Here is a 22,720-nt window from a genome sequence, read left to right on the forward strand (position 1 = left end):
TCTGCCTAAAACGAGTTTTGATATGCGGGCAAACGCAACAAAGCGCGAGCCAGAAATCCAAAAGTTTTGGGCAGAAAACCAAATATACGATCGCCTGTCGCAGAACAACCCTGGCGAGTTATTTGTTTTGCACGACGGTCCTCCCTATGCTAACGGCGCGCTGCATCTCGGTCACGCGCTCAACAAAATTCTCAAAGACATTATTAACCGCTATCAGTTGTTGCAAGGACGTAAAGTTCGCTACGTTCCTGGCTGGGATTGTCACGGTTTGCCGATTGAACTCAAAGTGTTACAAAATATGAAGGCAGCCGAACGGCAAAACCTCACGCCGTTGGAATTGCGACGCAAAGCAAAAGAGTTTGCCTTAGCAGCGGTTGAGGAACAAAGCAAAAGTTTTCAACGCTACGGGGTTTGGGGCGATTTTGACAATCCTTATTTGACATTAAAACCCGAATACGAGGCAGCACAAATCGGTGTATTTGGGCAAATGGTCTTAAAAGGCTACATTTATCGCGGTTTGAAACCAGTCCACTGGAGTCCTAGCTCAAAAACGGCACTGGCAGAAGCCGAACTAGAATATCCAGAAGGTCATACCTCGCGTAGTCTTTACGCGGCTTTTCCTGTGACTCATCTTTCGGAAACTGCTTCAGCACTGGGCGAATTTTTGCCGCATCTAAGTGTAGCCATTTGGACAACGACACCTTGGACAATTCCAGCTAACTTAGCAGTAGCTGTCAATCCAGAATTAACTTATGCGGTGGTACAAGTTGCTAATCACGAGCAACCTAAATACTTAATCGTAGCCGCTGACTTAGTAGAACGCTTATCACAGATTCTCGCAAGCGACCTTGCAATTAAAGCAAAAGTAAGTGGCAAGGATTTAGAACACACAACTTATCGTCATCCACTCTACGATCGCGAAAGTCCAGTCGTAATAGGTGGCGATTACGTGACAACCGAGTCAGGAACAGGCTTAGTCCACACTGCACCAGGTCACGGACAAGATGACTACATCGTCGGTCAGCGGTACGGTTTACCAATATTAGCACCCGTCGATGCTGACGGTAATTTTACCGCAGAAGCTGGACAATTTGCGGGGTTGAATGTTCTTGGTGATGGCAACGCTGCTGTCATCGATGCCCTATCTGCGGCGGGGGCGTTACTCAAAGAAGAACCATACGTTCACAAATATCCCTACGATTGGCGGACGAAAAAACCAACGATCTTCCGCGCCACCGAACAGTGGTTCGCCTCCGTCGAAGGATTTCGCGATGCCGCACTCAAAGCGATTAGTGAAGTCAAGTGGATTCCCGCGATCGGCGAAAACCGAATTACCGCGATGGTATCCGAACGTTCAGATTGGTGCATTTCGCGACAACGTAGCTGGGGTGTCCCCATCCCTGTCTTCTACGACGAAGAAACAGGGGAAGCGCTACTAAATGAAGAAACGATCGCCCACGTGCAAGGAATTATCGCAGAAATTGGCACCGATGCGTGGTGGGAATTATCGACAGAAGAACTCTTACCAGAAAGTTACCGCAATAATGGTCGGTCGTACCGCAAAGGCACCGATACGATGGATGTCTGGTTCGATTCGGGTTCCTCGTGGGCGGCGGTAGCGCAACAGCGTCCTGAGTTGCACTACCCTGCGGAAATGTATTTAGAAGGCTCTGACCAACATCGCGGCTGGTTTCAATCAAGTTTACTCACAAGCGTCGCCGTCAATGGTTATGCACCTTACAAAACGGTCTTAACTCATGGTTTTACCATCGACGAGCAAGGTCGCAAGATGAGCAAATCGCTGGGAAATGGCATCGAACCAGAGATTGTCATTAATGGCGGTAAAAATCAAAAAGAAGAACCAGCCTATGGTGCTGATGTTCTGCGGCTATGGGTATCATCCGTCGATTACACCTCAGATGCACCGCTGAGTAAAAACATCCTCAAGCAATTATCGGAAGCATATCGCAAGATTCGCAACACAGCACGATTCTTGTTGGGTAATCTACACGATTTCGACCCTTCTGAGCATTCTGTACCTTACGCGCAATTGCCCGAACTCGATCGGTATATGCTGCACCGGATGACCGAAGTCTTTAAGGATGTGACTGAGGCGTTTGAGACTTACCAATTCTTCCGGTTTTTCCAAACGGTGCAAAATTTCTGCGTCGTCGATTTATCGAACTTCTACTTAGATACTGCCAAAGACCGATTGTACATTAGTGCGCCCGATGCATTTCGGCGACGTAGCTGTCAAACGGTATTGAGTGTCGCACTCGAAAATTTAGCCCGCGCGATCGCACCTGTACTATGTCACATGGCAGAAGATATTTGGCAGCAGCTACCATACCCGACGCCCTACAAATCCGTCTTTGAAGCCGGTTGGGTGCAACTAGACTCTCAATGGCACAACCCTGAACTGGCAAGTTCTTGGCAAAAGTTACGGCTGCTGCGCGCTGATGTCAATAAAGTTCTCGAACAAGCACGCGTCGAGAAAATGATCGGTTCTTCACTTGAAGCCAAGGTGTTGCTTTATGTTCCTGATGCTGCCTTCAAAGCGCAGTTACAAACATTAAACCCTGGCACGGCTCAACCCTTAGCGACTGTTGAAAAAGTTGTAGCACAGACAACACTGCCTGCAACACAGAACCCAAAAACCTGGCAACAGTATTTAGCTGAACTTTTGCAGCCCTTTACGCGATCGCCAGCATATTTACGCGATGTGTTAAAGGTATACCGCGAACTTTGGGTTGTCGCCGTTGTGCTTGCCGTGTTTCCCTTGATTGTACTGCCACTTGGCTTGTTGAAAGCTGTACTTGTCGGTATCAATGATATTCCTTTGCTACCGCGCGTCTTCCAACTCATTGGCATTTACGCAACGCTGCGCTACTTGCTACTAGCATTTATGCGCATCGTATTATCGCAGAAGTCGAAAGCGCCAACTACTGAAACCGAATCAATCGCACAAGCTGTGCCAGTACAAGAAAAACAGACCGCAACTCAATCTAACGGTGTTGATGAACTGCGTTATTTATTCATCGCTTCGCAAGTAGAACTTGTCGATTCACCAGAAGCAGTGCAACAAGCAAAATACAACTTACAAACTGACGAACTTGCCATTGGTGTTGTGAATGCAGACGGGAAGAAGTGCGATCGCTGTTGGAACTACTCAGTTCACGTCGGCGAATCTCCAGAACATCCCCTTATTTGCGAACGCTGTGTTTCTGCGTTAGCCGGAGACTTTTAAAAGGTAACTGGTAATAGGTAATTGGTAAATATCTTTTTTCTCATTACCCATTACCAATTACCAACCTTAGTATTAACTAATTGTGTTTCCTGCTGATTACTCCCAGCTAGTTGCAGTTTCTGTAAAAACTCTTGCGTTATTTGAGTAAATGCTTTAGCCCCTGCTGATTGCGGATTTGTCATGACAACAGGCATAAAACTATCAACTGCTTTAGCAACATTGACATCAGTTGGTATTTGAGTCTTGAAAATTTGTGCTGCGTCAAAATCCTCATTAATTCGCTGCATCACTTGTTTGTAGTATCTGCCTGTAATTAAATTACCTGACATTGTAAAGACAATTCCCAACAATTTAATATCTAAATTCACCTCAGATGCATGGCTTTCTTTCAGTTGAGCAATCCGTCTTTCTAATAACTGAATACCTACTATTGATAACGGCTCAGATTTTGCAGGTAGAACATAGAAATTACTCGCAGCAAGCGCACTGCGGGTCATCAAATTATAACCAGGTGCGCAGTCGAGAATAATAAAATCGTAATTTTCGAGAACTGGCTCTAAAATTTGTTTAACTAATCTTCTTTCAAAGCGATTCCAAACTGTTTCAAAATCAAGTCGATCTACTTCAAAGGCTTCTTCATGCAGCATTTCAGAAACCACAAATTCATCGTATAGCTCGATATCACCTGGTAATAAATCTAGATTGGCAAGCTTGCACGCATTGTAGTGAATTGCTTCTTTCACACTAATCTTTGAGCGTGTTTCTGGCTGAATAGCTTGGTTGATTAAATATTTCAAAGTCCGCTTTGTTTTTCGGTATTTAGCGAAATCTGTTGGCGACATTATACTCAAAGTAGCACTAATTTGAGTATCTAAATCGAAAATAAGAACTTTTTTACCATGATCTTTGGCGAGTGAAGTCGCTAAATTGACACTTAGCGTTGTTTTTCCTACACCACCTTTCATATTTGCTGTTGCAATGATATAAGCCATTAGTAAAATCCTGGAATTAAGTTAGTGCTTAATGACATCGATTTTGCGATTTAGCTGTCTTAGGATAGACAGACACAAAAGTAGGATTAATGATAAATTTACTCGGTTGATGCTGTTAAATTATATCCAGGAATCATTGTTTTATGGCGCATATTCTGCATATTGATTCTAGTCCTCGTGGTGAACGCTCTTTTTCGCGTAAACTTTCTTATGAGTTCGTTACAGCTTGGAAAAATGCCCATCCAGAGGATACACTGACTTACCGCGATTTGGGGAAAAACCCTGTACCTCATGTTGATGAAGGATGGATTGCGGCTGCATTTACACCCCCAGAAGCGCGTACCCCCGAACTCAACGCAGCAATTAAGCTTTCAGATGAACTAGTAGATGAATTTCTTGCAGCCGATCGCTACGTGTTCGGTATCCCAATGTACAACTTTAGCGTACCTTCAACTTTTAAAGCCTATATTGACCAAATTGTTCGCGTCAATCGTACTTTTGCGGTTACTGATCAAGGATACGCGGGTTTAGTTCACGGAAAGAAAATGCTCATTGTGACTGCTAGCGGTGGTAGCTACAGATCGGGAACGCCAGCAGAACAGTATGATTACCTCAAGCCTTTCTTGCAGGCTGTGTTTGGCTTAGTTGGTATTACTGACATTACGTTTGTGCAAGCTGATAATCTTAGCAGCGGTGATGACGCACGTCAGGAATCTTTGAACGAAGCCCATGCGATGATTGAAGAGTTAGTCGCTAACTGGTGATGCGAAGCGCGATCGCACATCATACTTGGTGCGATCGCTTACAAAAATCCGTAATTTCCCTGACCTAGAACAAAAATATTTGTCCGAAAATCGACTTTAGAAGTTTTTTTTTACAACGTCTTGGTTTAGTCAAGGTAAAAGAAGTTGCCTTTTTCCCCAGAAAATTGTCGTAACGAAAGCGAAGTAGAAAGCAAGCTCATTGTACAGTATCTGCTTCCAGCATTAGGCTACTCACCAGACACTTGGTATCAAGAAGTTGCTTTTGGCAGTATTCGTTTAGACTTTCTAGCTTTCGCTACACAAGTAGTTCCGTTTGTTTTGAATGACTACTCTTCTTTAAGCGTTGTCATGGAGGCAAAGCATCCTAATCAAAACTTGAACAATCATGTGCGCCGCCTCAAGTGGTACTTAACTAGTTTAAATGTTGCTTATGGACTCCTAACTAATGGCAAACAACTGAGAATCTATCAAAGCATTGATGATAATATTCAGTTAGTATTTCAATGTTCAGGTCACGATATTGAAAGTAGAATTGAAGAAATTCAAGCTCTTATAGGTAGAGAAAGTTTAAGAAAAAAATACACTCAAAAGAAGATAATTTCAGTTACAACTAATCCTAAGTCAGACTCTGAGAATAAGAAGCAGAATAACATGAAAGCTATTGCAATTTACCATAACAAAGGTGGTGTCGGGAAAACCACAGTTGCCGTCAATCTAGCTGCCGCACTAAGAAAAAAAGGTAAAAGGATACTCTTAATAGATTTAGATTCGCAAGCAAACACTACTTTTGCCACTGGCTTAGTTAAGTTTCAATTTGAAGAAGAGGATGACTTAAAGGAGCGAAACGTATACCACTTACTCGAATCAGGTGATTATAACTTTATTCCTGATATTGCTCGTAAATCTCATTTTTTCAATAGTCCTGAAATTGATGTTGTTCCTTCACACATTACGTTAATTGAGCACCAAGATCAACTAAATAAAATTTTAGCAAGTAGAAGGAGGTTAGTTGTCAAACTAAAACAAGTAGCAGATACCTATGATTTTGTCATTATCGATACACCACCATCTAGAGATTTATATGCAGAAGTAGCCTTGATTGCTGCTGACTACTTAATAATTCCTTCAGATTTGAAACCGTTCGCTAATCAAGGTTTGCCGACTGTAAAAAAGTTTATCAAAGAGGTTAATGAATCTAGAGAAGCTGTAGGTAAGCCGCATCTAATTCTTTTAGGTGTTCTTCCCTCCAAAATTGCTACTAATTCCAAGTTTCTACAGTATACTTTTCCTAAACAGAGGAGTGTTATTCCAGAAAAATATGAATTACCTCTAATGGAAACAGTAATTTATGATAGGACAGCTTTATCAGAATGCACTAATCAAACTGTGCAAATAGGAGAATTAGAGATTCCTAACCCCAAATCAATCTTTGACTTTGCTGATGGTAAACCCTCTTCTAATTCTGCTCAAGTTGCTACTAGTGAATTTGAGCTTTTAGCTGGAGAAGTTTTACAAAAAATGGAGTTGAAATGATTTCATTTTCACTTGTAGATGTTAAAAATATCATTTCGGAAAATCCACGTTCAGATTTTTCTGAGGATACATTAGATTATTTAGCAGAAATAATTCTTAAAACAGGAGGACTGATCAAGCCATTAGTTGTGAAAGAAACAGGAGAAGACACTTATTTAGTAATTGATGGGCACTTAGAATACTACGCTGCTGTTAAAGCTAGAGAAAAAGATCCTCGTAAAGGCGAAATGGTTAATGCCTTTGTGATTTCACCTAAAGATGAAAAACTAGTATTACAGCAAGCCGAAGCATTTCGAGAATATCAAACTGTCAATCATCCAGCAACCACAACTGAGAATAACACAACAAAATTAGAACAACGTATAACAAATATTGAATTGCGGTTAGAAAAGCACCTCAGTCAACTGCGGGAAGAGCGTACAAAAGAGAAACAAGAGTTGGAGATAAAATTAAAGGAATTTAAAGATAAAATTCCCAAGTTAATTGAACCTTTAACAGCTTTTAATACTTTAAACGCTTCTGAGTTGTTACTTATACTTCAAAATGTGGGAATATCTAGTAAAACAGCCACTAAGTTAGTTGAAGCTATACAGAAAGAACGTACAAAGAAAGAGTTTACATCTGTAGTTGAAGTTGTTAAACGAATCACAGGATTAAGCGAGAAAAGAATGCTTAGTATTATTGACAATTTATCTCGTACTCTAGTTTATAAAGATTAATTTGTAGTGCCAGCAGTGAAAGAAACTACAGAGCAGTTAACTATGAAATTTAAGTTAGTATGAACAGTCAGGGAATTTGAGTGTAAATTAGTAAAATTTGTATAAATATCGGGCACTTTAAAAAAGAATAAAAGCATAATTTGCTACAATTCAGACTAAAGTGTGTGTAGCAAATTAGATAGATAGCCCAGATGCCGCAACGTCCACATAATAAAGTTCTACGACGCTATCAAAGACGTCGATATATGGATAGAGGGCTACATCTTTCTAGTAAAAATGCTAAAAGAAACTGGGTCGGTACTTTAATAGGAATTACAGTACTTTTGAGTGCAGGCGGTGTAGTCGCAAGTGGTGCGTGGTTGAGTTATATTCTGTTTTTTAACCCAAATGCGATCGCATCCTTAAATCAATTCTTACCGCCGTGGGCGCAGCTACCATCGAGTCAAGAACCAACACAAACGCTGACACAAATTACAGCCGAGTTAAGCCGACAGGGAAAAATTGCCGGAGAACCGCTACCGTTAGAAGTTAACGCTAATTCACAACCAGCGTCTGTTATTTTACCTGTGCGATCGCAAAATCAAATTGTCGAATTACGCGTGTATCGCATTACAGACGCTAGAAACCTTCTTAATCAGCCAAGTCGTGAAGTTCACTATCAATTTATCACTCAAGTTGATGTCACTGGACCCGAAGAATCATTTGTTGTCGCGCCTCTCATTAATCCAGAAACCGCAGATACAAGTTCAAATCGCCCGTTACCTGTAACCGAATTGCGTCGGTTCGACAATACCACCCCAACTCAAGGAATGTGGTTCTATCTTTGGGGACAACGACAACGAGGACACGCGATCGCTTACGGTCAAATCGTCCACTACAACCCCGATCGCTCGTATCTGAGTTTAATGTTACCTTGGACAAGTCCGACTCAACCGCAATGGCAACAAGCGATCGCCGGAGGTTCTCCAGAATTAGTTATCGATCAAAGTGTTGATTTAGAACCACGATTGCAAGTTTATCAAGTTAAATCCGCAAATTTCATCTTCGATCCACTGCAACTAGAACCCATTTCCATCGCTGAACCAGCATTAGACAGTCGCGATTATCAAAATGCATTACTAATTGCGCAAAGTGGATTGTGGACACCCGCCGAGAAATGGTTGCAGTTTATTAAACAACAACGCCAAAAGCGTCAAGCGTGGTCAAGCGCAGCACAAGCACAACTCGATTTTATTCGACTACACGCCAAAAAAGCTCAAAAGCAAGCAAATCAAACTTGGGCAAGCCCTAGCCAACAAGTACTAACTTTGTTAATCGATGGACGTTGGGGAGAGGCGTTAAAAGTGTTTCAAGCTTCACCAACGAATACACAAGAAATCGCCACACTCCTAGAAACGGATAATGGACGAATAGGAAATCGCGTCGAAGTTGCGTTACGTGTTAACCCTAATCGTACCGAAGTCAAAGCTTGGGGGGCGCTTCTCAAAGGCGCACAAGAAAGTAGAAGAAGCGCGATCGCCTGGTTAAAACAGCAACCACAAACAACTGCTGCTGATGTTGCTTATATTCAAAGGTTCCTCAAACGTTTAGAAGGTGACTTTTCATCAAATAAAGTGACAACTTCTCACCTTAGTCGCTTTGTTGGTACAGCACAACAAATGACAAAAGTCAATCCTGCGCAATGGCTGCAAATCGATCAAACACCCTTACGAGTCACAAAAGAGCAAACATGGTATCAAATTCAACTTCATACTTATCACGACGGTAACACTTGGCAACACGCACCATTTAAGCTAGCACCATCAAAAACCGCAGCCCAATATTGGCAACAATTAGGTTTAAACTCAGATGCTGAAGTTCAAATCGTTTCCTGGCTACCAGGGGGACATCAGCAAATTGATCTCGCTGTTGTCAAAGCTGTGCAATTACAAGGTAGTACGCTGAAGCTATTAGCCGTATCGGATGCATTTCCTTTATTCGATTCAGCCGCACGACAATTAGCACTTACGAAAACAACACTACAGTGGTTGCAACCGGAAACGATCGCTTTATCAGATTTAACACAACAACCGCAGCCTATTGAAGTTGCAGAAATCTTACCTAAACTGTGGCAGGAGTTGCAACGCCGCACACCAAATCCGCAAAAGTCTGTCCCGAATATAGAGAAAATGCTACAGCAACTCGGAGAGTTACCCGTACAGTTAATCGACTTAACTGGTGATGGTACAGCAGAAGTGATAATGACAATCTCCCCACAGGAAATTGCGGCTGTTCATAATTTTGAGCCTAGCTTACTGCAAACGCAAAACAACGATTCGCGATCGCACACAATTATTTTTTCAGCTACTGGAAAGATAATTTACAACGAGTTTAGCGGGGCTTCTGGACAGACTATGATTGCGATCGCCGAACTTGAAGAGGATCAACTTCCAGCATTACTCGTCGCTACTGGCAAAAACTATAACTTTAAACGCTGGTCTACTCAACACCAACGCTTCAATTAAATAAATACTAAGCTTAAAGTCCCCCAATATTGGCAGGGCTGTTTCATTGTAGAGAGAGAAAGACCTGCTCAAACTGGTTGGCAAGCTGGCGTTTCGCTGAGGCAATGGAATGAAAGCCCAAGCGTCTTGCCAAGGTGATGAAAAAGGTCCGCACGATTGACCAGTTGGCAGCAGCGCGCTTATCGAGGTAGGGTGCATCATCTTCACCCAGCGAGACATCCTTGATCCAATGCAAGCGATTCTCAATCCCCCAGTGCCCCTGCACCAGTTGAGCAAAGCCGTGCGCACAGGTGATCAAACTACTGATGTAATACTGCCGCTCGCAAAAGGGCTGCTGCGCTCGGGTGCCCGAGCGTTCGACGACAATCAGCGACGCGAGTCCGCTCCAGTGCGATTGGAGCGCTTGCGACGGGCGATAGACCTGAACCCGACGATGCACGGTGCGACCATGACTGTGCTGTGTGTAGTCGTAGCAACTCCAGGGGTGACCCTGCTGCCAAGCTTGCTCAATCGCCTGGTACAGGTACGGTTGGTTCGCCTTGGCGCACACCAGATAGTCATCTCCCCGCTCGATGATTTGCGCTAAGGTTTTTTTTGACAGTGCAGTGCGTCCATCGTGACCACGACCCCATCAAGTGCCAGCGTTTTGAGCAACTGCTGCACCACGGTTTGTTCACTGGTGTTGTGATTGTCCATCGCCTGCATCTGATAGACAAAGCCGCACTCGTGGCTGAAGAGCGAAACCACACTGACAAACGCTTGAGTGTTTTGGTGGCAGTCGCTGACCGTACTTTTGATGCTTTTGCCGTCAATGGCAACAACCGCAGCCGGATCGAGCGGGACAAACTGCTTTGCCCACTGCGAAAACACCGCCGCAAACTCAGCAAAATCAAGCTGCATCATCACCCGCCGCAGGGTGGAATAGGAGGGAAATTCCACTTCATCACTCAATCCGAGTCGCGCTCGCAGGGCATCGCCATAGTGCTTGATGAACTCAGACAAAGGACGATAGCCCCAGTAGCCGAGCATCGTTCCCATCAGAATAATCAGCAGCACCAGCGAGAGCGGGTGACGTTTGCCTCGCGGGGCGCGGGGGTCAGCAACAGTGTTCAGCAATGCCAGCAGTTCCATGTCGAGCTTGCCATGTGGTCAACCTCACTCTAATTTTTCTCCATGCACTTTGAAACAGCCCTGCCCCAATATTGGGGGATTTATGAGGCATTTTACTCACTGCTTTACTTCATTGATACTTCTTCAGCAGTGGTACGTTGTTTTTTTATCGCCTGCAACTGCTGCAACAGTGATTCTACTTCAGCTTCCAAATGCAGAAATTTAACTTGTACACCAGCTGCATACAAAGATTTTTGTGACTCGTTCCAAGGCGATCGCGCTGTCGATGTGCCAGAAACAGTAGTCATTGCTTGGTCGTTATCCGCCAAAGTGGAGGAAGGAGACATAGTAGCTGAACAGATTCCCATCGTTATATTAAATAGTTATTTTTGCCTACTCACACCAAAATGTTATTGTAACTCTATCTGGAAGCATAGTTGTATTAAATGTGTCGATTTTATAACTGGCTAGGTGCTGTACCCGATGATAGTTCCCTTGTCACAGTAAACTAAGTAATACAACCTGAAGATCTATGAATATCGCTTTTAAATACAAAAAGTGAATTCATCGCCAGCGAAATGCTTGCGCTTACCGAATCTCAATCTAAATAAAGTTGCTGCAAACACCGTGACTCTGATTGCTAACAAATCTACTAACCGCGAAGTTTGGTCTGGACTAATCAAAACGTACCAGCAATACTTACCTGTCACTGAAAATACACCGATAGTCACTCTATTAGAGGGTAATACGCCGTTGATTCCGATTCCCTCAATTGCTCAAATCATCGGTAGACAAGTACAGGTATTCGCCAAGTACGACGGGTTAAACCCTACAGGTAGCTTCAAAGACCGAGGAATGACGATGGCGATTTCCAAGGCGAAAGAAGCAGGGGCGCGGGCAGTTATTTGTGCAAGTACGGGTAATACTTCCGCCGCCGCTGCCGCCTATGCAAAACGTGCGGAAATGAAAGCTTTTGTGCTGATTCCCGATGGATATGTTGCTTTAGGTAAATTGGCGCAAGCACTGCTTTATGGTGCTGAAGTGTTGTCGATTAAAGGAAACTTTGACCAAGCATTGAAAATCGTCCGCGAGATGGCAAATAGCTATCCGATTACTTTGGTAAATTCAGTCAATCCTTATCGTTTAGAAGGACAAAAAACCGCAGCGTTTGAAGTTGTTGATGCTTTAGGTGAAGCTCCAGACTGGCTATGCATCCCTGTAGGCAATGCCGGAAATATCACAGCATACTGGATGGGATTTTGTCAATATCATCAATCCGGTAAATGCGATCGCTTACCGCGAATGATGGGCTTTCAAGCTGCTGGGGCTGCACCGTTAATTACCGGAAAAGCTGTAACGCACCCTGATACCGTCGCGACCGCAATTCGCATCGGCAATCCGGCAAACTGGGAAAAGGCGATCGCGGTACAATCCGCAAGCAATGGAGAATTTCACGCGGTTACTGATGAAGAAATCCTTGCAGCCTACCGTTTATTAGCATCCTCAGAAGGCATCTTCTGCGAACCTGCAAGCGCGGCTTCGGTTGCGGGTATGTTAAAAGTCAAAGATCAAATTCCTACAGGTGCAACCGTCGTGTGCGTCCTCACCGGAAACGGACTCAAAGACCCCAACACAGCAATTGATAACAATCAAAACGCATTCAAACCAGGAATTGAACCGACACTCGAAGCTGTAGCCGAAGCAATGGGAGTTATCTAAAAATTACATGACGTGAACACAGATTTTTAGATGTAGCCGGATAGTGGAGAGTTTATGCTGAAAACCACCAATTACGAAAAAGACTTTGTCGCTTGGTCTGATGAGCAGGCGATGCTATTGGAACAGGAGAGATTCAGCGAACTAGACTTAATCAACTTGATCGAAGAGGTACGAGATTTGGGCAGCAACGATAAACACGCCTTAAGAAGTAACTTGAGAATCGTGTTACTCCACCTGCTCAAATGGCAATTCCAGCCTAGTTATCGCTCTAATAGTTGGCTATCTTCGATTGTTGAACATCGACAGCGAGTTGAGGAGTTGATAGAGAAAAGTCCTAGCCTCAAACCCTATTTAGAAGCAGTATTAGACGAAGTTTATCTTAAAGCTGTTAGAGGAGCAGCAAAGCAGGCAGGTTTATCTACCAGTAGTTTTCCTGATGCGTGTCCTTACACGCTTGCAGAGGTTCTCGATCTTGATTTTCTTCCAGATTAGAGGCAAGAAACGCGTGAATTATTGTAACAATTTCTCCTTTAGCTTACCCTACTTTATAATTTCCCTAGCCTCTGACCTCTGACCTCTCGAATGTTTAAAACCCGCTTTGTTCGGTTTTTTCGCCACATGACTTGGGCAACATTAAGCGCGACCTTTGTACGTGTAGGCGAAAGAAGGCTGTTAGGTTTATCGTCCGAAATCGCTTATAACTCAATGTTATCGCTGTTTCCGGCAATTCTTGCTATTCTAACAGCAATTAGCTTATTTCAAGAGTCACTACAATCGACGTTTAGGCAACTAGCACTACGACTCAGTACAGTTGCACCGGATGAAGCCCTCTCTTTGATTCGGGATTTTGCTCAAGAAATTACTCAGAACCGAAATCGCGGGTTATTCTCAATCAGCTTTGTTGCAGCAATTTGGATTGCTTCTGGCGCATTAAATACGATAATGACAGCCCTCGACCAAATTCATCAAATTCCATCACAACAAACGCGTCCTTTTTGGAAAGCAAAGTTGATTTCAATTGGTCTGACTATAGGGTCAATTATACTATTAGTTGTCGCCTCGTTTCTAGTATTTCTTAGCGATCTCATTTTAGAATTTTTTGTTCGCGAAAGTGGTTTATATTTTTTATTGTTCATCTGGCAAATCCTGATTTGGCCTTTGGCTTTAGGCGTTATGTCTGCGGCTTTTGCTTTTATTTACCGCTATGGACCAAGTCGTTGGGATTCTGGTACGCCAATGATGCCTGGAGCGATTTTAGCGGCGATTTCTTGGGCAATCTTATCGGCTTTGTTTCGGATGTATGTGGCAAATTTTGGTAACTACAATCAAGCTTATGGTGCAGTTGGCGCAGTCATTGTTTTAATGTTGTGGCTGTATATGAGTGCCGCAGTGCTGTTAGTCGGCGATCAGCTTAATGTTTGTGTAGGCGAAGCGATGCGATCGCACTCCAAAACTGTCATAGAAATTAGTAGTACGACAAACTCCAAGATAAATAACTCCTAAACTTACTCATTCTCTAGATTTATTTCTTGAGATTTGTTTAGACAAAAAATTATCGCTTACACTACATACAAATATCGCTGTAGGTACACTACAAATGATATTGAAAAATGTTTTAATTTAATCATTAAGATTAATGGTTGTGTTTCATCTATGACCCAATCTGTTGCTCAGTTTGCCAATGTTGCGGCTCACCCTAAACTTACATCAGTACAACGCCTGCGTAGGTTTAGCCGTTTGCTTGATAATGCTATTGGCATTCCAGGGACAAAATTTCGTATTGGTATTGACCCTCTTATCGGCTTAATTCCTGGTGCTGGAGATATTGTTGGCACCGCGCTTTCGGCGTATATTGTCATCGAAGCAGCAAGGTTAGGGATTCCTAAAGCTGTATTAGGACGGATGGTCAGGAATATCGTAATAGAGAGCGTGTTTGGCTCAATTCCAGTCATCGGCGATATGTTTGACTTTGCGTGGAAAGCTAATATGAAGAATGTCGATTTGCTAGAAGAGTATCTCAAGAATCCTCAAAACGCTATGAACAAGTAAGACGAATAAGACGAATTGCTGTTTTGACTCAGGTTAAAAATCTTGCAATAAAGGTAGGCTGGATAACTTTCAGCCTATTATTTATTAGATAGGTGGTTAAATGAATTCAGCAGTATTGTTACAAATTAAAGCGAATGCAAGACTGGTGGAGAGAGACTTTTCCTCAAGGACGGCAAAATTTAACAATAATCGATGCTAATGGTCATCCAGTTTCGATTGCTTACGGAGAAAAAGGCACTGGTAAACCGTTAGTTTTGGTTCATGGGATTGGTAGCTGGTGCTATAGTTGGCGTCATTGTATTGAACCACTAGCAAAACATTTTCGAGTGATTTGCTTCGATGCTAAAGGTTATGGTTTCTCAGAAAAACCAGCACATCCAGAAAAACCAGGACATCAAATGCTAGAGTTAGAGCGGATTATTCGTGCTTTATGTAGTGAGCCTGCAATAGTTGTCGCGATATCTTTAGGTGCATTGGTAAGTCTTGCTGTTGTCCAAGAACATCCAGAGTTATTCGCAAGCTTAGTTTTGATTAATGTCCCAATTTTTCCTGAACGCTTACCGAATCGCTGGATGCGATCGCTTTCTGATCTACCGATAGAATTATTAAAGATTGTTGATTCGCTGCGGTTAACATTCCTTTTCTCGACGCTTGTCCGCGCGATCGTGCGAGTCGAACGCCGTGAAGTTTTGGTAGATTGGTCAGCAGTCACCCCCGAAGAAGTTTATTGGATTACGTATCCCTACATCTATATTCCTGGAACGCTGGCAAAAGTAACCGAAGAATTACAAATCGCTGCGCAGGAAATTAAGCGCTTACAACAAAAGCAACCAAATTTAATTAGTCAAATTCAATCGCGTTTGGGTGAAATTACTTGCCCAACACTCATCGTCTGGGGCGATCAAGATCGCTGGTTTCCCGCCACCGATGCTGAAAAACTGCGATCGCACATTCCTCATGCACAAGTAGAAATTATACAAGACTGCGGTCACGACGCCCCTGCAAACTGTCCCCAAGAACTCAATGCTGCAATCTTAGAGTTTCTTCAGGATACAGGTTTTACAAATACTTAATTGGAGTAAACTGCGACTACCTTCTAAAATCGTGCCAATTTCCTAACTTAGCACCGAAAACGCTACTGTTAGCGTGCTAACAGGTTTCTATTAATTGTTGTACCTGAGTAACTAATTCTGTAATCGGAAAAAGATATTTCCCTATATTCGGGTGAGAACACAAGTTTCTCAAGACACGAGAATTATCTGGAATAAAAAAGATATGCCTGTATGACACAAGTTCAGATATCTTTTGTTCACTTAAATCAGAATCATCACTAATTACCCACAATATTTTACTAATTTTGTGTTGAACGTAGATTTTATCATCAGTTGTGTATGTCTGCTTCCATCTTTCTCTTAAAGTTCTTTTCAAAGTTACTCCTATATACCACCCATTTTTAGTTTCAACCCAGTTGTCTATTTCCAGACCAGCAGTAAAATGCTTAGGTTTACCTCCTGTTTGAATACCAAAATAATTGAAAATAAATTCAATACTACTTTCTAAGTCTTTACCAGCCCTAGTTTTTCTTTTTTGAGCGACTCTCCTTTCGTATTCTTGACATAATGCTGTTAAAACAACATCTTCATCACTTTTAGATATATTTTCCTCAAAATTACTTAAGCTTGTTGCTAAATTCTCTTTAACATTTCTATACAATTCAACTATCAAATCTCTTTCTTTATTGATAGCGAGCATTCCTGTGAAGTCATCCCAATCACGAATTAAATTTACTAAACCTTGCTCTTTTTTAGTATCAAGTATAGCTGTGGCGTACCTTTTAACAAAAGCATAAGTTTCATCAGTTGGAACTTTTCCTACAGCTTCATTAGTAGGCAACATCACTTCTTTGATTGATATTGCAAAAATCAAATAGTCTTTAGGAGTTATTAAAAGCCGTTCCAGGTCTACTAATAGTTTCTCGTACTCTAACTTAACGCTAGTACCATCTTTCAGTTGAAAGAATAATGACTGTTCAAAAACAGAACGAAGAATTTTTAGTTGATTTGTTTCTGATTCTCCTCGAAGACTAATGAGTTTATATGTAGTAGTTAAATCATTATAAATAGACTCGATACGTCTAGTATCTTTTCCTAACTGTTTAGCTCCACTTCTAATTAAATACCGTAATTACCAGTAACATTTTTCCCAAACTGTTAGATTAGCTGCTGTTTTGAATCCTGCTTTTTGTAATTCTTCTGGTTGATATGTCATAGTATCCAGTTTTTCCAAAATTGCTTGAGCAATTCTAATAACCACAGGTACAGCAACAGAGTTGCCAAACTGCCTATAAGCCGCAGCAGCACTATTCGGTAGGAGATATTCTTCAGGAAAACCTTGTAATCTGGCACATTCCCTGGGTGTCAGCATTCTAGGGTTTTTACCCTGTTGAGGAATTAGGCATTCTTTCCCATCTTTGTAATATCTTGAAACCAGAGTGTTAGATGGTTTGTCTAAGTTTGCTAATTTCACCGTAAATCCAGCACCTCTGGCTTCATTCCTTTGCGATCTTTTCTGATGTCCTTCCCAAAGTTTATCTGAAATTGTAAATTTATTGCACACGTTTTCTTCTAAAATTAACTTTAAAGGTAGTGGTTCTCCTTGAAAATTGGGGAACTCAAAGTGTACCTTATCTCGAAAACAAACTATATAAAAATGCTCTCTTCTTTGAGGAACCAGTGAACTGGAATCTATAATTTTATAATTAAAAGAGTAACCCAAATCCTTCTCAATTGTTTCCTTAATAATATGAAAAGTTTTGCCTTGATCGTGAGTAAGAAAGTTTTTTACGTTTTCTAGTAATAAGGCTTTAGTTCTTTTTACTCTAGCAATTCTAACGATGTCAAAAAACAAATTTCCTTGTTCAATATCTTCAAATCCATGATTTTGACCTAGATAGTTTCTAGCCGACACTCCAGCCCTACTAAAAGGTTGGCATGGAAAACCAGCAGTTAATAAATCATGGTTTGGAATGAGGCGATCTAGTTCCTCATCTGATATGTCTAAGTTCGTAAGCTTTCTAATATCTCCATAAGGTAACTCTCCGAAGTTTGTCTGGTATGTTGCTCTTGCTGCTGCATCAATATCAGACGAAAATACACATTTTCCACCAAGAGATTGTAATGCTAATCTAAAACCTCCAATACCGCAGAATAGATCTATAAATTTAAATTTGGGTTTTACTGGTGGCGGAAATGGAACAATACTCATCTGAGCAAATGGCTGCTTCTACTCGAAATAAAAATAGTCAGGCTAGTTAATATAACACATAATCTATCTTAAACTACACCTGAGCAACTTTAATAGCACTCCCTGATAAATTTCGATTAAACAAAACTCGCGGACGCAGTAAAATTTTAAATATCAGGAGCAAAGAAGCTAATTCTCCTGGTGTATTTTGAACTTTCCATTGCCCAGGGCGACAAAATAGCATTTCTACTAACTGACGTTGTTGAGTTAGATCAAGTGTCTCAAAAGATATCCGTAGTGTAGGAAATTCATTATCAAATCTACTTTGGATAATTTCTCCTGTTAAAGTTAACTTTTCCTCCATTATTTCTAAGGTTACTGGTATAACTGTATGCGGAAAAGAACTTATTGATCGAGTTAACATTACTTCTGCCCCCACTTCTGAAAGCATTGTCGTCATACCCCAAAACGTTTTATCAGCAATTTTGAGTTGCACAATTCGTCTGAGGTAAAACCACGCAAATAAATCATTGGGAACATCAATTAAAATTAGTAAGGCGATCGCGATCGCAATTAAGTTATAAGCACTCCAGATCCAACCTAAGTTAATCCCTTCAAGATGTTGAGACATTTCTGAAGTTACCCATGCACCTTTGACAATACACATTCCTAGATTACGCCAGAGACTAATCGCTGTAGCGATGAATAAAATAATGAGAGGTGAAGCAAGTTTCCAGTTGAAAGTATAGCGATCGCTTGTAGTTCCCTTGGGCGTCACTTTAAAGCCTCTAGAAAAAGGACGCAGCATAACTTGAATTGTATTCAATGCTAAGGGAAAACATAGGACTAGCGAGTAAACATCTGATAATAAAGCTGAGCGCGATCGCCCGTTTAACCAAGCAAATACTGTTAATTGAACTAAATAATAAGGCAAAAAGAAATACAAAAGTTCTGGTATTGTTGCTCGAATAGGAATAATATTCAAGAACGAATAAGCTAATGGCATTATGAGAAAGCCAACCCGAGAGATACTCGTAAACCAGTGTAGCAAGCCTTCTAAATGAGCTAATCTCTGCAATAGAGTTAACCCTGGAATCGTTAATGGATTGGCACTAATAAAAAAACCTTGTAATGTACCTTGTGCCCACCTTAATCGTTGTGTAGCATGAGCAGCAATATTTTCCGCAGCTAAACCTGCGCTCAACTTTTCATTTAAATAGACAAGTCGATAGCCTTGAGCAGATAAGCGGATTCCTGTAAAGTAGTCTTCACTGAGTGAATCTGTAACAAAGCCCCCAGCCATTTCTAACGCACTACGACGCACCACAAACGAAGTACCAGAACAGACAACACTACCTGCTGCATCCCGAATCGGCTGAATTTGTCGATAAAATACCTCTTCTTCAGATGTAAGAATGTTTTCTAACCCTAAATTACGAGTAATTGGATCGAAATTATAAAAGCTTTGTGGTGTCTGTACTAAGGCAACAGAATTATCTTGAAAAAAACCTACAGTGCGTGTTAAAAAGTTTTTTGTTGGTACAAAATCCGCATCAAAGACAACAATTAATTCGCCCTGAGTTTGCCTGATTGTATGATTTAAGTTTCCTGCTTTGGCATACTTATTATTAGGTCTAGTAATATATTCGCAGCCTAATTTTTGAGCTAGTTTTTTGATTTCTGGACGTTTAGTATCATCAAGCAAATAAATTGTTTTGAATGCGTAATCTAAGGCTTGGCATCCAATAATTGTGCGCTTAAGAATAAACTCAGGTTCATTATAAGTCGGAATGAGAATATCAACTGTAGGAGTAAAACTACCATCAATAACAGATAAGGAGCATTGATCGGCTTCCCTGTGGCGATCGCTCACATTTAGCATTAAAAATAACTGAATCGTACCACTGAGTAATATCAGTCCCTCTAGAAAAAACAACCCTAAGCTAAATACACCATTTAACGGATCGGCAACATTTAAAGTAGAAAGCGATCGCCATAAAATATAGCGAATCGTCAAAATTAGCAAAATTCCCACAACTAACCGTCTTGCCCAAACACGCGGTTGAGGAGATATTTTTGTGACTATGACAACTGTTAAAAACAGTACTACTGTAGGGGCTAACAAATACTCACCCATAACCATAGGTACTGCAAGCCACATTGGAGGATTTTCTTGCAGCACTTGAATTTGTGCAAAAATTTCTGAAACTCTATCTTCACCTGTAAACCAGGCTGTAACAATAATTGCGCATAAAGTGAAAATTCCTACAAGTACCAAAGTTGCTACTCGCAATCGCCGCACGCCTCGGCGTCTATCGACACCTTGGCTATCAACCTGAGAAATCATGATTTTTCTAGTTTGTACTGCTACTAGGAAAATACCAAGTTCTTCCCCCAGCAAAATGATTTCTCTTTAAGAAGTAAATGAGATTTTTCTGAGAAAGTAAATGAATGCTAACTAATGATGATTCAGCTACTATGACTATCTTTTTGTTTTTTTAGCAGATAAATAAACTCCAACTAGAGTTACTACGGCGATCGCAGCTAAGATAACTATGACAATACCAAAAGCGACTTTGAGATCAATTTGATCGGCAATGCTACCTAGAATGAATGGTGAAATCAAGATTGCCATCCCCACTCCAATCGATAGACGTGCAACTGCTAGATCAGACTGCAAGTTAGCAGCACCAACTGCAAGCGAGAGAATAAGAGGATAAAAGTTAGCAACACCAAGCCCAGCAATAAGTAAACCGAGAATGTTGATTGGGGCAAAATGAGCCAACCAAAACATTGGAAAACCGAAAAAAGTTACTGCGATCGCACCCAATAGTAAAATCTCATCCCGCACAAGCCAACTAAGGCGGCTAAACATTACACGTCCAACAAAACCTGATAACACAAAAATACTCATCGTGCTAGCTGCATGACTCCTTGTTAAGCCAACAGCAGTTTCTAGAAAATCTGCACCCCAAAAGAAAATGCAGTACTCAACTGATACGCCTAGGAAAATGACTACCCAGTAGATCCAAAATGTTCTTGGTAATTTTTGATGTAGTGCACTTCCTTCAACTTGAGGTGTTGCAACAACGGGAATAGATTGTCGAAACTTTATGCTAATCAGAATTAATGCGATCGCCGCCGAATACAAAGCACTGCGCCAGCCCCATCCTATTTGCTGAAAACCACCGATCAACAAGGGAACAAGACTCGCACCAATACTAGCAGCAATATTTGCCTCAGTCAGCGCTAGTGTACGCTGTGCCTGATACTGATCAGAAAGTGCTGCCTGAATTGTCATCTGAAGAATAGAACCAAGTAGCCCTAAAAGTAATGTACTGGCAATAGTAAAACTTGCTTGACGTGAGAGTGCTAAAGTTAAAGCACCTAGCGACATCCCAACAGCACCAGTCCAGAAATTAACACTACGTCCCCATATCTGAGTCGTGCGATCGCTCACCAATCCAGCTAAAATCATCCCCAACGCAAACGCACTGAAATGCAGTCCGCCTACGATGTAGCTCATTCCCAATTCAGCCCGTAGAAATGGCATGAGTGGACCTAAAGCAGCTTGTAAATATGCAAAGTAAGCTGTCATTAAGTACGCTAACCAGGTAAAGCGATTCCGTACAAACAAAGCTTTTGCTGGCATAGTGTATGTAGTATTTTTTATATTTGACTAATCGTTCCAAAATTGTTATAACAGTTTTAGGAGGGCAATTAAAGTTGATGGCGCGTAAGAAAGAGTTTGACCGAGATCAGGTGCTAGAAAAGGCAATGGAAACTTTCTGGTGCCAAGGATATGAGGCAACATCAGTCCAAGACTTGGTTGAACAAATGGGAATAAACCGAGGAAGTCTTTACGATACCTTTGGTGATAAACGCGCCCTATTTCTCGCGGCGATCGCGCATTACAATGAAACAGCTTTTGCGGCGGCGATCGCGCAATTAGAAGCACCAGATGCAGCCAAGCAAGCAATTGTAGATTACTTTCAAAACTTCATTGAGTGTGCCACAAATGACAAACAACAACGTGGTTGCTTGATAACTAATTCAGCCGTAGAATTGGCACCACATGACCAAAATACAGCGAGTTGCATCGCTGCCCATCTTCAGCGCATCGAGAATGCTTTCTATCATGCTTTAGTTAACGCAAATGAAAAAGGTGAAATTACTCCTAAACAAGATCTGCGAGCTATAGCACGTTTCCTTACCTGTATTCTGCAAGGTTTACATGTCATGTGCAAAGTCAAGCCTTCTGTCTTGCAAGACATTACAGACGTAGTTATCTCTGTTTTAGATTAAGGTAACTATTTTTTTCAGTTAAACTGGAACGTTCATTCCAAAATAACACTGAGGTTACTAGTTTATGTCAAATACTACCAAATACATTACACTAACAAACGACAACTTCCAGCACGAAGTGCTAGAGAGTGCAGTACCAGTTTTAGTAGACTTTTGGGCACCCTGGTGCGGACCTTGCCGCATGATAGACCCGATTATCAGAGAAGTTGCAGCTGATTTTGCAGGTATAGCCAAAGTCGGTAAATTGAATATTGACGATTATCCAGATCTGGCGACAAAGTACAACATCAATGCAATTCCTACATTAGTATTTTTCCAGAAAGGGCAAGTTGTAGAGCAGATTGCGGGTGTCATACCAAAGCAAGCGATCGCGCAGCATCTCAATACTTTATCTGCGGCAGAAGCTGTTTAAAGGAAACTATTTAGAGGGATGAGAAATTATTCTTATCCCTTTACTTTAATAGCTCAAGTGAAAAATTCAACAAGATTGGTGATGAGAATTTGCTGAGAAGAAAGTGAGTGCTTTCCTACTAAC

General features: G+C 41.5%; 18 protein-coding genes and 1 pseudogene. 12 read left to right on the forward strand and 7 right to left on the reverse strand.

The features are described from left to right. Positions 1–22 precede the first annotated feature (22 nt). Complete coding sequence (gene ileS / locus GLO7428_RS00615) at positions 23–3,247, forward strand: isoleucine--tRNA ligase (RefSeq protein WP_369792521.1); 3,225 nt, start codon at positions 23–25, stop codon at positions 3,245–3,247. A gap of 50 nt (positions 3,248–3,297) precedes the next feature. Here the strand turns inward: ileS and GLO7428_RS00620 are convergent, their stop codons facing one another. Continuing rightward, entirely contained in the window at positions 3,298–4,239 is a 942-nt protein-coding gene (locus GLO7428_RS00620) for a ParA family protein (RefSeq protein ID WP_015186616.1), read from the reverse strand. Between the two features lie 143 nt (positions 4,240–4,382). Here GLO7428_RS00620 and GLO7428_RS00625 point away from each other — a divergent pair, with 143 nt between their 5' ends. The 4 genes from GLO7428_RS00625 to GLO7428_RS00640 all read left to right on the forward strand — a co-directional run bounded on the left by GLO7428_RS00625 (position 4,383) and on the right by GLO7428_RS00640 (position 9,759). Next, a complete protein-coding gene (locus GLO7428_RS00625; protein ID WP_015186617.1) occupies positions 4,383–5,003 on the forward strand; it encodes an FMN-dependent NADH-azoreductase in 621 nt (206 codons plus the stop codon). A gap of 144 nt (positions 5,004–5,147) precedes the next feature. Then, positions 5,148–6,536 (forward strand): AAA family ATPase, encoded by a 1,389-nt coding sequence (locus GLO7428_RS00630; protein WP_015186618.1) that lies wholly within the window; start codon positions 5,148–5,150, stop codon positions 6,534–6,536. Then, complete coding sequence (locus GLO7428_RS00635) at positions 6,533–7,255, forward strand: ParB N-terminal domain-containing protein (protein WP_015186619.1); 723 nt, start codon at positions 6,533–6,535, stop codon at positions 7,253–7,255. The genes GLO7428_RS00630 and GLO7428_RS00635 overlap by 4 nt, the downstream gene beginning before the upstream one ends. Positions 7,256–7,446: 191 nt before the next feature. Next, complete coding sequence (locus tag GLO7428_RS00640; protein WP_015186620.1) at positions 7,447–9,759, forward strand: hypothetical protein; 2,313 nt, start codon at positions 7,447–7,449, stop codon at positions 9,757–9,759. A 43-nt stretch (positions 9,760–9,802) separates the two neighbouring features. Here GLO7428_RS00640 and GLO7428_RS29615 read toward each other — a convergent pair. Both GLO7428_RS29615 and GLO7428_RS00655 read right to left on the reverse strand, forming a co-directional pair. After that, positions 9,803–10,890, reverse strand: a pseudogene (locus tag GLO7428_RS29615) (ISAs1 family transposase). A gap of 104 nt (positions 10,891–10,994) precedes the next feature. Beyond that, positions 10,995–11,216 (reverse strand): hypothetical protein, encoded by a 222-nt coding sequence (locus GLO7428_RS00655; RefSeq protein WP_015186621.1) that lies wholly within the window; start codon positions 11,214–11,216, stop codon positions 10,995–10,997. Positions 11,217–11,496: 280 nt separating this feature from the next. Here GLO7428_RS00655 and thrC point away from each other — a divergent pair, with 280 nt between their 5' ends. From thrC to GLO7428_RS00680, 5 genes are all read left to right on the forward strand, one after another. Next, the gene (thrC, locus tag GLO7428_RS00660) at positions 11,497–12,588 is read left to right on the forward strand and encodes a threonine synthase (protein WP_041918772.1); all 1,092 of its coding nucleotides are present in this window, start codon (positions 11,497–11,499) and stop codon (positions 12,586–12,588) included. A 54-nt stretch (positions 12,589–12,642) separates the two neighbouring features. After that, positions 12,643–13,080 carry a DUF29 domain-containing protein gene (locus GLO7428_RS00665; RefSeq protein ID WP_015186623.1) on the forward strand — a complete coding sequence of 146 codons (438 nt, stop codon included), beginning with the start codon at positions 12,643–12,645 and terminating at the stop codon, positions 13,078–13,080. 126 nt (positions 13,081–13,206) lie between these two features. Then, positions 13,207–14,091: a YihY/virulence factor BrkB family protein gene (locus GLO7428_RS00670; RefSeq protein WP_231295529.1), complete on the forward strand. Its 885-nt coding sequence runs from the start codon at positions 13,207–13,209 to the stop codon at positions 14,089–14,091. Positions 14,092–14,241: 150 nt separating this feature from the next. After that, positions 14,242–14,637: a DUF4112 domain-containing protein gene (locus GLO7428_RS00675; RefSeq protein WP_015186625.1), complete on the forward strand. Its 396-nt coding sequence runs from the start codon at positions 14,242–14,244 to the stop codon at positions 14,635–14,637. Positions 14,638–14,771: 134 nt separating this feature from the next. After that, positions 14,772–15,710, forward strand: a complete 939-nt coding sequence (locus tag GLO7428_RS00680) for an alpha/beta fold hydrolase (RefSeq protein ID WP_015186626.1) — start codon at positions 14,772–14,774, stop codon at positions 15,708–15,710. Between the two features lie 76 nt (positions 15,711–15,786). Here GLO7428_RS00680 and GLO7428_RS00685 read toward each other — a convergent pair whose 3' ends face one another. From GLO7428_RS00685 to GLO7428_RS00700, 4 genes are all read right to left on the reverse strand, one after another. Further along, a complete protein-coding gene (locus GLO7428_RS00685) occupies positions 15,787–16,533 on the reverse strand; it encodes a hypothetical protein (protein WP_015186627.1) in 747 nt (248 codons plus the stop codon). Positions 16,534–16,821: 288 nt separating this feature from the next. Next, on the reverse strand, positions 16,822–17,901 hold the full coding sequence (locus GLO7428_RS00690) for a DNA cytosine methyltransferase (RefSeq protein ID WP_015186628.1): 1,080 nt from the start codon (positions 17,899–17,901) through the stop codon (positions 16,822–16,824). 73 nt (positions 17,902–17,974) lie between these two features. Next, entirely contained in the window at positions 17,975–20,227 is a 2,253-nt protein-coding gene (locus tag GLO7428_RS00695; RefSeq protein WP_041918470.1) for a glycosyltransferase, read from the reverse strand. Positions 20,228–20,362: 135 nt separating this feature from the next. After that, a complete protein-coding gene (locus GLO7428_RS00700) occupies positions 20,363–21,532 on the reverse strand; it encodes a sugar MFS transporter (RefSeq protein WP_015186630.1) in 1,170 nt (389 codons plus the stop codon). A 77-nt stretch (positions 21,533–21,609) separates the two neighbouring features. Between GLO7428_RS00700 and GLO7428_RS00705 the strand changes: the two genes are divergently transcribed. Together GLO7428_RS00705 and trxA are read left to right on the forward strand one after the other, a co-directional pair. Then, positions 21,610–22,185, forward strand: a complete 576-nt coding sequence (locus GLO7428_RS00705) for a TetR/AcrR family transcriptional regulator (protein WP_015186631.1) — start codon at positions 21,610–21,612, stop codon at positions 22,183–22,185. A gap of 64 nt (positions 22,186–22,249) precedes the next feature. Next, the gene (gene trxA, locus GLO7428_RS00710) at positions 22,250–22,597 is read left to right on the forward strand and encodes a thioredoxin (protein ID WP_015186632.1); all 348 of its coding nucleotides are present in this window, start codon (positions 22,250–22,252) and stop codon (positions 22,595–22,597) included. Positions 22,598–22,720 lie beyond the last annotated feature (123 nt).

The organism is Gloeocapsa sp. PCC 7428 (assembly GCF_000317555.1).
In the GTDB taxonomy this organism is placed as follows: Bacteria; Cyanobacteriota; Cyanobacteriia; order Cyanobacteriales; family Chroococcidiopsidaceae; genus Chroogloeocystis.